This window comes from Streptomyces sp. NPDC057280, assembly GCF_042668605.1.
Lineage (GTDB): Bacteria > Actinomycetota > Actinomycetes > Streptomycetales > Streptomycetaceae > Streptomyces.
On the sequence record NZ_JBHUYR010000012.1, the window covers coordinates 192,634 to 205,184 of the forward strand.

The window sequence follows — 12,551 nt, forward strand, 5'->3', positions numbered from 1 at the left end:
GCCACCTGGCGTTTCCCGGAGATCCTGTTTCCTGGACGTAAAACAAAAACATGATCCGGTGACCGTCGCCCCGTGAGGCTCGTTGGCCGGGAGCAGAACAGTTTCTTCCTCTGCCCCGACCAACCCCTCCCATAAGGCAATCCTGTGGACGTCACATCACGCGTCGCATCCAAGACCCGTGTCACATCCAAGACCGACACCAGTATCCGCATCAGGCTCCTCAGGATCCTGACCCTGGCCCTCGCGGTCCTGCTGGCGCTGCTCGGGCTCGCCGCCGCCGAGCAGGTCTCCGCCTACCGCAACGCGTCCGCCACCGAGGGCGGCGCACGGCTGGAGGTCACCCTCCAGGGCCTGGTCCACGAGCTGCAGAAGGAACGCGGTCTGACCACCGGATACGTCGGCGGCGTCCGGCAGTTCAAGGCCAAGCTGCCCGCCCAGCGCAAGGCCACCGACGCCGCGCGCGCCGAGCTCGACAGGGCCCTGAAGGGGTACGGAGACAGCGCGGGTTCCGTGCGCGAGTCGCTGGGACGGCTGGATCAACTGGCCGGCATCCGCGGCCACGCGGACAACCACACCGGCGTCGTGAAGGACACCTTCGACTACTTCACCACCACCATCACCGCCCTCGACCGGCTCGACCTCGGCCTCGACGAGGTCCACGACGCCACCCTGCGCGACGCCTACCAGTCGCTGCAGACCCTGGGCAACGCCAAGGAGTTCACCGGCGAGGAGCGGGCCATCGTGCTCGGCTCGGTACGCGCCGGGAAGTTCCGCGGCGAGGACTACAGCCGCTTCATGGAGATCCGCGCCGGCCGGCTCGCCGCCCTCGCCGCCTTCCCTCGCTCGGCCACCGCCGCCCAGGAACGCCGACTGGACGCGGCCCTGACCACGCCGGACGCCGAGCGCATGCTCGCGTACGAGAGCACCGCCGTGCACGGCGGCGGACGGCTGACCGCTCGCACCGTGCCGCCCATGGCATGGTGGGACGCGATGACCTCCACCATCAACGGAATGCGCCAGGTGCAGGTCTCGCTCGGCACCGACGTCGAGAACCGCGCCGCTGAACTGGAGAGCGCCGCCCAGCGCGACCTGCTGCTGTTCGCCCTGCTCGCCCTCGGCACCATCGCCGCACTCGGCGCCCTCGCCCTCGACTGCGTACGGTCCGTCTCCACCCCGCTCGCCGAACTCGCCCAGCAGGCCCGCGAGATGGCCGGCGAACGGCTGCCGAGCGCCGTCGCCGCCGTACAGAACGCCGACTCCGGCGAGACCCCGCAGCCCCCGGCGCCGCTCACCCTGCCCGGCCGGACGGGCTCCGAAGTGCGGGAGGTGGCCGAGGCGTTCGACCGCGTCCAGCGTGCCGCCTTCGACCTCGCCACCGAGCAGGCCGTGCTGCGCCGCAACGCCACCGACTCGCTGGTCAGCCTCGGCCGCCGCAACCAGAACCTGGTACGCCGCCAGATCAGCTTCATCAACAAGCTGGAGCACGAGGACGCCGACCCGGCCACCTTGGCCAACCTCTTCGAACTCGACCACCTCGCCACCCGCATGCGCCGCAACGCGGAGAGCCTGCTGGTGCTCGCCGGCGAGTCCAGCCCCCGCCCCTGGGGCACCCCGCTGGCCCTCACCGATGTGCTGCGCGCCGCGCTCTCCGAGGTCGAGGAGTACCGCCGGGTCACCCTGCGGCGGATCGAGCCCGCGTACATCACCGGTTCCGTGGTCGCCGAAGTCGCTCACCTGCTCGCCGAGTTGGTCGAGAACGCGCTGAGCTTCTCGCCGCCGGACTCCGATGTGGAGGTCGAGGGGCGGCGCACCAGCGCCGGATACCTGGTCGCGATCGTCGACCACGGGTTCGGCATGGACGCCCAGGCGCTCGCCGAGGCCAACGTCCGGCTGTCCGGCACCGCCAGCTTCATGGCCGAACCGACCCGGTTCCTGGGCCACTTCGTGGTCGGCGCCCTCGCCCGCAAGTGCGGCATCGAGGTACGGCTCGGAGAGGCACCGGCGGCCGGCGTGGTCGCCCGGGTGCTGATCCCCACCTCGCTGCTGACGGAGGCCCCGCAGAAGAAGGCGCAGGACGAGCCGGTGCTGCCCGCACCGCGAAAGGAGACGGAGGTGCCGGCCGCCGAGCTGGTCACCGTGGCGGCGAAGGCGAAGCCGAGCGTGGACGCGAACAACAACACGAACAACAACGCGAACAGCAACGAGGACAGGAGCGCTGTGACGAGGAGCGTCACCTCCGCCGCCCGCACCCGTAACGGGCTCGTCAAACGCCCCCAGCGCAGCGCCATCGCGGACGCCGTCAGCGAGACGGACACTCCGAAGCGGCCGGCGCCCGCCGAGCCGGCATCCGACCGCAGCCCCGAGGAGATCTCCGGGATGCTCTCCACGCTGCGCAGCGCCCACATGCGGGGAGGCATCAGCGTGGAGAAGGCGAAGCGAGAGAAGCAGAAGCAGAAGCAGGAAGAACGGCAACAGGACGAGCAGCTGTCCGCCGAGCAGGGAGAGGGTGACGTCAAGTGACCACGGTGGACGCTCACAAAGACTCGCAGACCTTCAACTGGCTGCTCGCCAACTTCGTCAGGGGCACCGACGGGGTACGGGACGCGGTCGCCGTCTCCTCCGACGGGCTGCTGATCGCCGTGTCGGACGGGCTCGGGCGCACCGAGGCCGACCATCTCGCGGCGATCGTGTCGGGGCTGAGCAGCCTCGCGCGCAGCGCGTCCAAGCGGTACGGCTTCGACGGGGTCAAGCTCATCATGATCGAGATGGGGCGGGGCTTCCTGCTCGTCTCCGCGATCAGGGACGGCAGTTGTCTCGGCGTGCTCGCCGACAGCAGCGGTGAACTGGGCCTGGTCGGCTACGAGATGGCGGTGCTCGCGGAACGGGCGGGTGATCTGCTCACGCCCACGCTCATCGCCGATCTGCGGCAGGCGTTGCCGCGGTGAACGGTGAACTGCCCAGGGAAGAACCGGTTGAGGACGCGACGTTCGTCCGGCCGTTCATCATCACCGGCGGCCGGGCCGAGCCGCTGCAGGCCGACCTTCGGCTGGAGACGCTGGTCGTGGCCGTCGGCGTACCCGACGAGACGCTGACGTTCGAACGGCGGCACATCGTCGCGGTCTGCGAGCGACCGACGACGGTCGCGGAGGTGGCGTCGCGGGTCGGTGTGCCACTCGGTGTCGCCAAGGTGCTCGTGTCCGACCTCGTCGTGGCGGGTCAGCTGACCTGCCGGCAACCCGCGGAGCTGCCGCTCCAGACGCTCGAAAGGATCAGGGACCATGTCCGGGCGCTCTGACAGGATCGTGCCGCTCGCCGTGAAGATCGTGGTGAGCGGTGGACTCGGTGTCGGCAAGACCACGTTCATCGGGGCGATCTCGGAGATCGAGCCGCTGGACACGGAGGCCGCGATCACGCAGGTCTCCGTGGGCGTCGATTCGCTGGACGGCGTCGAGTCGAAGACGACGACCACGGTGGCCCTGGACTTCGGGCGGATCACGCTCGATCCGACGATCGCGCTGTACCTGTTCGGGACGCCCGGGCAGGACCGCTTCTCCTTCCTGTGGGACGACTTGGTGGAGGGCGCCCTGGGGACGGTCGTCCTCGCGGACACCCGGCGGATCGAGGAGTGCTTTCCCGCGGTGGACTACTTCGAGGCTCAGGGGGCGCCGTTCGTGCTGGCGGTGAACCACTTCGACGGGGCCGAGCGATTCGACCTGGAGGAGGTGCGGGAAGCGCTGGGGCTGGGGCGCGATGTGCCTGTCCTGGAGTGCGACGCGCGGGTGCGGGCGTCGGTGCGGGATGTTCTGGGCGCTCTGATGGACCGGGTGATCGGGGTTCGGGCAGCCCCCGACAGGCGGGCGGTGATGGTGCGTTAGCGGCCGCCTGTCCCTCGTCAGCGGGAGCGGATGGTGACATCGTCGACCGGCTCACCTTCAGCGGCACGATCATCGAGACCGGCACCGACTCCTACCGTCTGGCCCAGATCAGGGCCAAGGCAGAAGCTGCGACGATCTGAGCAGGTGGGGACTGGGGCGGTGGCCGGCGCACCGCTGCCAGTCCCCGGATCTGATCATCCGAGCGTGTCGTGGGGAACCGCCAGGACGAGGTCGCCGATGCCTGCTCCCAAGACGATCTGCTGGTCCTGACCAGCCTGTTCACCCGGGAATGGCCGTAGTCGGCCCCCGTCTTGCCCTGCCCGCAACAGCGTTCCGCGACCGAGCTCATTCCGATGCGGGCGCGACATCAAACGGAGAGCGCGGGAATCACCTCGGCGGCGATGCGCTCCGCGAGCGGCGCGGGGTCGCCGAGCGGGGTGAACAGGACGAGCTCCGCGCCGGCGTCGATCACCTCGCGGACGCCCGCCACGCACTCGTCCAGGGTCCCGGCGACCGCGGCGGCCTCGATACGGGCGATCCGGCGACCGTAGACACGGGCCAGTCCGGCGTTGATCCGCTCCCGGGCCCGTTCGGCGTCGTCGTCGATGTCGATGTAGACCCGCTTGGCGACCGGGAACTCCGGCCTGCCCGCCTTGGCCGCCTCCTCGGCGACGAACGCGACCTGCTCGCGGAACGCGGCCGTGGTGGACGATCCGGCGCCGAAGAACCCGTCCCCCAGCCGCACCGCGCGCCGCAGCGCCGACTCACTCGATCCACCGAACCACAGCGGCGGATGCGGCTTCTGAATCGGCTTGGGCTCCATCGCGGCGTCCTCGAGCTGCCAGAACTCGCCGTCGAAGGTGACGCTCGGCTGTGTCCACAGCGCCCTGACGAGGTCGATGCCCTCGGTGAACCGCGCCAGGTAGCGGGCCTTGTCCATGCCGAACGCGGCGAACGGCCGGTTCGGGCCACCGGAGCCGACCCCCACCTCCAGCCGGCCTCCGCTCATCTGGTCGAGGGTCGCCAGCGCCTTCGCGAAATGGACGGGCTGGTGGAGTGTGCTCACGAAGACGGTCGTCCCCAGCCGCAGCCGGGTCGTACACGCGGCGGCGTACGTCATGACCTCCATCGGCGACAGCACCGCCCCGGTGCCGAGCGGTGACTCCTGCGCCCAGACGCTGTGGTACCCGAGGTCCTCGGCCCGCGCGAGGTACGCGCGGAAGGCTCCGGGATCGAACTCGCCGTCCCGGTAGAACTGGGGGATGGAGATGGCAAAGCGCATGCCTCCAACGTATCGACGAACCCTGTCGAAGGCAGCCTGGTCCGGGAGGCGCGCCGACAGTCACCTCTCGGAGGCATACGCCGAGGCGGTCGCCCCCGTCCTGGCCCCCTTGCTCGGTCACCTCGTGGGCAGGCTCTGAGCACGCCAGAGGATCGAAGTGATGGTGCCCGAGTCATCAGAGGCGGCCGGGGCAGCAGCGGTTTACGCCGACCTCTCGAACAGCGGTGATGCGCTGACCGCTTGGGCTCGCCATCATTTGGCGACAGCATAGGCACCGGCAGCTGATATCGCGTCCGACGGCAGTCCGGCCCTGAGCAGTCACCAGCGGGCACCGTCGCCGCCAGCTGCTCCAGCCGCGCTCGAAGACGAGCTTCGCGTCGACGGCGGCATCGAGCGGGCCGCCGAGCGGCTGGTCGCGACTCAGCCTCTCAGCGTCGCGCGCGAGCGCTGGATGGCTCGACGAGGCGATCGTCGAAGAGCCGGGTGCCGGCCTGTTTGACGTGCTTCAGCACGGGTGAAACCTCCATGCTCTGCAGTCCGGTCAGGGATCCGATGCGATCCGAGGTGAACTCGAACAGTTCGTCGAGGTCCCGGCAGTGTGCGACGGCATGGATGTTCCAGGGCCCGGAGATGGCTGCGGCGAAGGCGACCTCGGGTTCCTGCGCGAGCGCGCGGCCCGCGCTCTTCACCGCGGACGGGTGCACGCGAAGCCAGAGGTTCGCGCGAGCGTGATAGCCCAGGGCCGCTGCGGCGATCTCGACATCGATGTGGACGACGCGGTGCTGGAGCAGAGCATCAAGGCGTCGCGAGACGCGTCCCGGAGTGAGGTCGGTGGCTGTGGCGAGATCGACGAGACTGGCGCGGCCGTCTGCAGCGAGCGCATCGAGCATCTTCTCGTCCTCGGGCGTAAGGCGCAGTGGGTCGCGAGTGACGACCGGAGACTCGGTGAAGGGGGGCCCGCTGCTCCCCAGCGCTGCTTCCTCTTTCGGGGACAGAGTGCCCCGCAGGGCGGACCAGTAGTGGCCGCGGCCTCCGAGGAACTGGCGGAGCATCGCGAAGGCGTTGATGTCGATCACCGCTGCAGTGCGGGGAAGCCGCTGGCCCAGGAGTTCCTCGCGCTGTTCTCGCGTCCGGGACTGAGTCGCGCAGGTGATCTCGCAGCCCGCCGCGCTCAGGGCGACCCAGTTGACGTCATCACGCTTGGCGAGCGCGTCGGCGATCGCCGCGACACTGCCGGGGCGGCAGCGCAGCCGCACCAGCCACCTGCTCTGCCCCAGGGCCCCCGGGTTGACCACGCCGGCCACTCGGATGACCCCATCGGCGCGAAGGCGGCGATACCGACGGTTGACGGTGCCCTCGGTCAGGCCGAGGGCGGTCGCGATGGCGGCGAACGAAGCCCGCGGAGCGATCTGTAGCGCCCGAATGATTCGTACATCGTCAGGCTGTACGGAAGCGGATTCCGTCATAAGTGCCCTTGCCATGTCGGCAATCGTACAAACGGGCGCTCGTCGCTCGCCTGTGATGCAGCGCGGACGAAACACTTGAAGCGCACGAGCCAGGGGGTCGGAGCAGCGGCCACCGCCTGTGACGGTCCTGGGACCGCGCCGAGGCCCGAAGGCTACAACGCTCGAAGAACGGAGATGACGCTGGATGTCATCGACTGGCACCGAACAACACCCCCCGACCGCTCTCATCATCGGGGCCTCGCGCGGCCTCGGCCACGCGATGGCGGCGGAGTTCCTCGCCAGGGGCTGGGACGTCGTCGGCACCGTTCGCGGCACCACGGCCCGAACGCCGCTGCACGATCTCGCGGACCATGCCGACGGGCGGGTCACCATCGAGCATCTCGACATCAACGACCCCGGCCAACTGCCCCCGCTGCACGAACGTCTGGCACACCGCCGACTCGACGTGCTCTTCGTCAACGCGGGCACCACCAACAATGAGCAGACACCCATCGGCGCCGTTGCGACAGCCGACTTCATCGACGTGATGCTCACCAACGCACTCAGCCCCATGCGCGTCATCGAAACCCTCGAAGACCTGGTGTCACCGGCGGGACTCATCGGGGCGATGTCCTCCGGACAGGGCAGCATCACCAACAACACGACTGGAGGCCGTGAGGTCTACCGAGGAAGCAAAGCAGCCCTGAACATGTTCCTACGGAGCTTCGCGGCCCGGCAGGGTGAGACGCAGCGCGCCTTCGTACTCCTGGCGCCGGGCTGGATACGCACCGCCCTGGGTGGTCCGGAGGCGCCGTTCACCATCGAGGAGACCGTCCCTTTGCTGGTGGACGTCCTGCTCTCCCAACTGGGCACGCCCGGCCTGGCGTATCTGGACCGCTTCGGCCAGACCGTCCCCTGGTAGCCCCTGCGGTCCACCGCAGCACTCATCAAAAGGGGTTGTCGTCCTCGTCGAGACCTCGATAGGAAAACCGGTGGACGCCGTCGGGATACTGCCGTCATGGCCGTCACCCAGCAACTTGCCCGCGTCCCGGCGGAGTATCTCGCCGCCTGCCGCCAGTCAGCCGGAACATCGACGGATGGAGATCCCCACTGGGATCCGCCGCCGGCGGACGTCCTGGACCTGGACTGGGCACCAGCCATGTTGGAGCGGGTCTGCGAGCTGGCAGGTCTCGACGGCGCCCACCTCGATGCTCTCCGGCAGGCCACCGAGGGCGACGCGGCGATCGACCTCGGCTTCCTCAACACACACCCGCATGCCATCGGTCCCTTCGGACCGCCTCCCACCGCCCTTTCCGCAGCTCAAGTGGCCCGCGTCTCCGAACTGCTCGGTCAAATCGACTTCCCGGCGGTCCTGGCCGGCCTTCCGACCGAAGACACCGAGGCTGCTTCCGTGATCGGTCATGCAGCGGACAAGATCGGCGGTGGCCCGAGGAAGTACCTGCTGGGGCGCTTCAATGCCCTGCGCGAGTTCTACCTTGCTGCGTCCCGACGGCACCTTCTCCTCGTGCTCTGGTGGGACTGACATCCAGGACTTCAGAGTGGGCGCATGGGCTGGCGGTCCGCAGGCGACCCATGCCCGCAAAGGCGGGCGGACCCCGGACATACGACGATTCGCGTATCCCGGGTCGGAGGCTCCGCGTCGGCTTTCCGCAGCGTCGTCTGCGCTGTCGAGGTATATGAACGACGGAGCCCTAGGGCTGGGTACCGGCGGGTGGTCAAGGCTCGTGCGCCCCGGGCTCGGGGAGACGTAGCAGACTGAGTCGGCGCCGGTCAGCACCACAGGCAGGTGACCTCGAAGTCCGCGTACTCGTCGTGCCAGATCGACGGCACGAATTCTGTGGAGAAACGGCCCGCTCCGAGCGGCGCGCCGCTGGGAACCGTCACCGTCACCGTGGCGTACGGTCCGGGCAGGTCGACCGGTCCCAGGTCCCACTGCCGATCGCGCGCATCGGTGAAGCGCAGCCGCTGTGTGCCGGCTGGGAAGTTGACGAAGCCGACCTCGACGACGCTGCCCGGCGGACCGGAGTTCGGATCGATGTCGATGCAGCTGCGCCGCGCGTCGTCGGTCAGCAAAGGACATCCCTGCGCCGGCTCCTCGTGCAGGTGGGTGCGCCGCTCTTCCGGGGTCATGGGACGGGTCAGTGACTTCTTCGCCAGGTCGAGCAGCTCCTTGTACGGCAGACAGGGCACGCACTCATGACGGCGTAACGTGCCGTCGGCCCCGGCGATGGCGACGCCCCGGCCGTCCTGGGTGAAGGCCGCGGCACGTGCCGTACCGCCGGGCAGAGTGCCCAGGATCTCGCCTGTACCCGTCTGGACCACGGCGGGAGCCCCCGACTCCGGCACGGTGATCATGAGTTCGCCGTCGCCGCTGAAGACCACGGACGCGAGCGACGTGAGAGGCATTCGGCTCACCAACGTCCCGCGCGCGGACACGACGGACGAGCCTCGCTGGTTCGTCGTCACAACGCGCTGCCCGACGGGGTCTACCCAGGCCTGGTCGATGCCCCCGGGCTCGGTGTACCGGTGTGTGGGGCGCCCTCGCTGGGATGCGCCAGTCCCTACGACCTGCCATGTGTCCACGTGGTGACGATCGACAGTGGTGACGTATGTGCTCATGCCGAGGGACGAGTCCTGGGGGTCCGCCGCTAGTACGGCAAGGAGCCCAGAGGTGCGCAACGGGTCCGGCAGGCTCGGTGCGTAGTCTGTTTCGCTGGTGCTGACGCTGTCCACGTCCCCGGCGCCACCGCCGAGTTCATGGACGTAGGAAATCCCGTCAGAGCCAGCGGGGTCGACGACCCGCACGCCCTTCTGTGAAGCGACGCGCTGCTCCCATGCGAGGTCCCACACGGACAGCGTTCCCTTGCTTGTCCGGACTGCGAGCAGTCTTTCGTCGAGGCTGAAGACGACGCTTCCCTCGAGCGGTGCGGCACGCAGTATCTGGCTCCGGGCTCGGAGCCGCCAGACCGTGAGCCGGCCGTCGGTGGAGGTCGCCACGCCGTAGTTCGCGCCGGGGCCGAGAGCGATGAGCCTGCCGGACCGGGGGCCGGACATCGGTGTTCCCTCCCGGGCCCGGGCCGCGGTGAGCACTTTGCGCAGCACCGTCTCGCCCTCCGGTGTCCGGGACTTCAGCACGCCGCGCAGCGCGAGATGGAGCGCCAGCTGCGGATCAGTCGAACGCGCGGAATCCGCCCGCTGCGCGAGTTCACGTGCATACGCAGTGGCGGTCTGGTGCCTGGCTTCCCGCTCCTGGCGCACAGCTCGGCCCCGTTCGGTCCAGGACACCACCGCGAGGAGGCTCATCAGGACCGTCAGGACCAGCATCACAGCGACGGCCGCGCGCAGTCGCGTCGTCCGCGTGGTACGGCTGCGGGTGATGAACTCGATCTCCTGCGGGGTGGGCCGTTCCAACCGGTCCGTGCCGTCCGCGAGCCATCGCTCTGCGGCAGCGAGCGTGGCCCCGCGCAGCAGGTACGTCCGGTTGCGCCCGTGACTGATCCACTCGTTGGTCCTCAGGGCGATCCCGGCTTGGCGCTCGCGCCATTCCACATCGCCGCCGAGCGCAGCGGCCAGCTGACGCTTTGCCCGCGCGTCGTCCGACGGGCTGCGCCACCACACCCACTGGATGGTGCGCAGACTCAACGGGATGTCGCCGTCGCCCGGTTCTCGGCGGACCACGGGTATGAGGCGCTTGTGGTCCCGGACCGCGATAGTGAGTTCCTCTCGACAGTGCTCCGAGGCGAGGGAGTCCGGGCTGAGGACGAAGAGGAAGGCCTTGCTGCCGACGATGCCGGTGGCGATGCGGGTCGGGAAATGGACTCCGCCCGGCAGCTCGTGCAGATCGACCCAGCACGAGCTTCCCTGCTCTCGCAGCCATGGCGACAGAGTGTCCTCGACGAAGGGGCCGTCTTCGCGTGCGTACGAGATGAACACGTCGCGCCCTGGGATCGGCGCCAACCCCGTTGGCTTCCGTCGCCGCAAGTGCAGTCTCATGGCAGGTCCCCGTCCCCCCGACAACTCCATGGAACGGCATAGGAGTTGTGTTGGCCAGAGGGCTCGGCCGGCGTGCCCGGAGACGGCCGCGAGAGGATCCCTCCTGAGTGAACCGTGCGAGAGCGAGGTGTCATGACGGTGCGTGTGCGCGGGCTGGTCGTCCGCAACCGCGTCAAACGCCGGCGGCATTCACCCCGCCCATGCGGAGCCCTGTGAACCGTTCGTACGAGTAGTGCCGGCCCTTCGGGCCGCGGGGCGATGAGGCTTCGTCAATTCGACTCTCCGCGGTTTCGTGATTCCCGAGTGAACTCAAGCGGGCTGCCACCAGGTCCGGGTCGATGACCCCTTCGATGGTGCCGCAGAAGTTGTTGCCCATGTCGGCCAGGCCGGGATCGAGCGGTCGGTCGCTGTCATCGCTGGTAGGTGTGCCCACCGGCGTAAGTATCAGGTGTGCCGAGTCATGGCTGGTTGAGGATGCGAGCCCGGAGGAGTTCGAGCTGCTGAAGCGACAGATGTACGGCCGGGCCGACTTCGACCTCCTACGACGCCGCATCCTCCTGTCATCTTGGTCAACCGGTGCGACACCCGAAACAGCCACGAGGCCAGAAGGTGGAGCAGAACCCGCGAGATGGCAGCGCCACCAGCGACTCCGTGTGATCCACGTCTCGTCACCCCCATGCAGCAGATGCCGGGGCGGCGCCGTCTAGGTGGGGTGTAAGGAAGGAGACGTTGATGGAAGGTGCCGACCCGGCGCCACCTCACAGGCGGGACGAGTGCCCGGAGGTGGCGTTCGAGGACTTCGTCGCGCACAGGTCTGCTGCGCTGTTCCGCGGGGCCTACGTTCTCACCGGCAGCCGTGAGGCGGCCGAGGACCTGGTTCAAGAGACTCTGGAGCGCGCGTGCCGTCGCTGGCGGAAGGTCGCCGCAAGCGAGTCCCCGGAAGCCTATGTGCGGCGGATCATGGTGAATCTGGCCAACGACCGCTGGCGCCGATTCCGGCGTTCGAAGCGGGTGGACCTCATGGACGAGGCTTCTCCAGCGGACGAGTACGCCCGCCTGGACAGCCGGGACCAGCTCATTCGCGCGCTGCTACAGCTACCGATGGGCATGCGAACGGTCGTCGTACTGCGGTATTTCCACGACATGCCGGACGCCGAGATAGCCGCAGATCTCGGGATCTCTGCCACCACGGTGCGTTCCCAGCTCGCCCGGGGCTTGGACAAGCTGCGCGCTCAGCTTCCCAGTCCTGGCCGGCAGCAGACCGAGGAGGTCGCCCCATGACCCGTCACTCCGCGCGAGCTCTCCATGACGCCAACCTGACGCCCTTCGAGCAGAACCTGGTAGATACCTTGAACGATGTCGCAAACGCCCCCGACGCTCCGCAGTTCGACGCTGTGATCATCAAGCGCCGTATCCGGCGCAGGCGCTCGGCCACGGGCCTGGTCCTGGGGGCCGCCCTGATCGGTGGCGGCGCTACCGCGCTCGCTCTCACCGGCCTGTCGTCCGGTTCGAGCCCTAGCGATGCATCGAACACGGGTGTGGCCGCGACCAGGTCCCCGAGCCCGTCCGGGATCCCAGGCGACGCCCCCATGTCGTGGCAGGACCCCGCCGCCGCGATCCGCGATCAGGGAGGCGAGGTCTGGGCCCACACCGGCCGCCGCACCGGGGCCGGACACTTCCCCCTGCCTGCCCAGCCCCACGCGGGCACCGTCTGGACCAGCATCGAGTGCCAAGGCAGCGGCAAGGTCACCGTCACCGTCGGCCCGTCCCGTTACACCGAGTCCTGCTCGGCCGGTGCTTCGGGCACGCTCAATGCCGATCAGCTGCCTTTCTCGAGTCCAGCCTCCCACTTCGAGGTCACCGGCGACGCGGGCGTCACCTGGGGTGTCGCTGTCGGGTGGAGTCGCACTGCGCCGAGCCACTGAGCGCGCTCGC

The 12,551-nt window shown here is 69.0% G+C and carries 12 protein-coding genes and 1 pseudogene; 9 read left to right on the plus strand and 4 right to left on the minus strand.

The features are described 5' to 3' along the window. Window positions 1-144 precede the first annotated feature (144 nt). From ACFUO4_RS40595 to ACFUO4_RS40615, 5 genes and pseudogenes are all read left to right on the plus strand, one after another. Window positions 145-2,520, plus strand: coding sequence for a nitrate- and nitrite sensing domain-containing protein (locus tag ACFUO4_RS40595; RefSeq protein ID WP_383494876.1), 2,376 nt, complete (start codon window positions 145-147; stop codon window positions 2,518-2,520). Next, window positions 2,517-2,945, plus strand: coding sequence for a roadblock/LC7 domain-containing protein (locus ACFUO4_RS40600; protein WP_079308908.1), 429 nt, complete (start codon window positions 2,517-2,519; stop codon window positions 2,943-2,945). Before ACFUO4_RS40595 ends, ACFUO4_RS40600 begins: the two co-directional genes overlap by 4 nt. Continuing rightward, window positions 2,942-3,295 carry a DUF742 domain-containing protein gene (locus tag ACFUO4_RS40605; RefSeq protein WP_383494879.1) on the plus strand — a complete coding sequence of 118 codons (354 nt, stop codon included), beginning with the start codon at window positions 2,942-2,944 and terminating at the stop codon, window positions 3,293-3,295. Before ACFUO4_RS40600 ends, ACFUO4_RS40605 begins: the two co-directional genes overlap by 4 nt. Then, entirely contained in the window at window positions 3,279-3,875 is a 597-nt protein-coding gene (locus ACFUO4_RS40610; protein WP_383494882.1) for an ATP/GTP-binding protein, read from the plus strand. Before ACFUO4_RS40605 ends, ACFUO4_RS40610 begins: the two co-directional genes overlap by 17 nt. A gap of 38 nt (window positions 3,876-3,913) precedes the next feature. Further along, window positions 3,914-4,015, plus strand: a pseudogene (locus tag ACFUO4_RS40615) (AAA family ATPase); the annotation flags it as partial. A 227-nt stretch (window positions 4,016-4,242) separates the two neighbouring features. On the opposite strand, the gene ACFUO4_RS40620 reads toward ACFUO4_RS40615, so the two are convergent. Then, window positions 4,243-5,157 (minus strand): LLM class flavin-dependent oxidoreductase, encoded by a 915-nt coding sequence (locus ACFUO4_RS40620; protein WP_383494885.1) that lies wholly within the window; start codon window positions 5,155-5,157, stop codon window positions 4,243-4,245. A gap of 428 nt (window positions 5,158-5,585) precedes the next feature. Then, window positions 5,586-6,638, minus strand: coding sequence for an Lrp/AsnC family transcriptional regulator (locus ACFUO4_RS40625; RefSeq protein ID WP_383494888.1), 1,053 nt, complete (start codon window positions 6,636-6,638; stop codon window positions 5,586-5,588). Between the two features lie 169 nt (window positions 6,639-6,807). Between ACFUO4_RS40625 and ACFUO4_RS40630 the strand changes: the two genes are divergently transcribed. Both ACFUO4_RS40630 and ACFUO4_RS40635 read left to right on the plus strand, forming a co-directional pair. Further along, entirely contained in the window at window positions 6,808-7,524 is a 717-nt protein-coding gene (locus tag ACFUO4_RS40630; protein WP_383494891.1) for an SDR family NAD(P)-dependent oxidoreductase, read from the plus strand. Between the two features lie 96 nt (window positions 7,525-7,620). After that, on the plus strand, window positions 7,621-8,145 hold the full coding sequence (locus tag ACFUO4_RS40635; RefSeq protein WP_383494894.1) for a DUF1877 domain-containing protein: 525 nt from the start codon (window positions 7,621-7,623) through the stop codon (window positions 8,143-8,145). A 248-nt stretch (window positions 8,146-8,393) separates the two neighbouring features. Here ACFUO4_RS40635 and ACFUO4_RS40640 read toward each other — a convergent pair whose 3' ends face one another. Together ACFUO4_RS40640 and ACFUO4_RS40645 are read right to left on the minus strand one after the other, a co-directional pair. Beyond that, on the minus strand, window positions 8,394-10,556 hold the full coding sequence (locus tag ACFUO4_RS40640; RefSeq protein WP_383494897.1) for a toll/interleukin-1 receptor domain-containing protein: 2,163 nt from the start codon (window positions 10,554-10,556) through the stop codon (window positions 8,394-8,396). Between the two features lie 232 nt (window positions 10,557-10,788). Then, entirely contained in the window at window positions 10,789-11,049 is a 261-nt protein-coding gene (locus ACFUO4_RS40645) for a hypothetical protein (protein ID WP_383494900.1), read from the minus strand. Window positions 11,050-11,348: 299 nt separating this feature from the next. Here ACFUO4_RS40645 and ACFUO4_RS40650 point away from each other — a divergent pair, with 299 nt between their 5' ends. Next, window positions 11,349-11,897, plus strand: coding sequence for a SigE family RNA polymerase sigma factor (locus tag ACFUO4_RS40650; protein WP_383494903.1), 549 nt, complete (start codon window positions 11,349-11,351; stop codon window positions 11,895-11,897). Then, window positions 11,894-12,541, plus strand: a complete 648-nt coding sequence (locus ACFUO4_RS40655) for a hypothetical protein (RefSeq protein WP_383494906.1) — start codon at window positions 11,894-11,896, stop codon at window positions 12,539-12,541. The genes ACFUO4_RS40650 and ACFUO4_RS40655 overlap by 4 nt, the downstream gene beginning before the upstream one ends. Window positions 12,542-12,551 lie beyond the last annotated feature (10 nt).

Bases quoted from the DNA above. Each gene is read 5' to 3' on its own strand.
- ACFUO4_RS40655 (WP_383494906.1), top strand. From the start codon at position 11,894: ATGACCCGTCACTCCGCGCGAGCTCTCCATGACGCCAACCTGACGCCC.
- ACFUO4_RS40635 (WP_383494894.1), top strand. From the start codon at position 7,621: ATGGCCGTCACCCAGCAACTTGCCCGCGTCCCGGCGGAGTATCTCGCC.
- ACFUO4_RS40625 (WP_383494888.1), bottom strand. From the start codon at position 6,638: ATGGCAAGGGCACTTATGACGGAATCCGCTTCCGTACAGCCTGACGAT.
- ACFUO4_RS40620 (WP_383494885.1), bottom strand. From the start codon at position 5,157: ATGCGCTTTGCCATCTCCATCCCCCAGTTCTACCGGGACGGCGAGTTC.
- ACFUO4_RS40610 (WP_383494882.1), top strand. From the start codon at position 3,279: ATGTCCGGGCGCTCTGACAGGATCGTGCCGCTCGCCGTGAAGATCGTG.
- ACFUO4_RS40630 (WP_383494891.1), top strand. From the start codon at position 6,808: ATGTCATCGACTGGCACCGAACAACACCCCCCGACCGCTCTCATCATC.
- ACFUO4_RS40650 (WP_383494903.1), top strand. From the start codon at position 11,349: ATGGAAGGTGCCGACCCGGCGCCACCTCACAGGCGGGACGAGTGCCCG.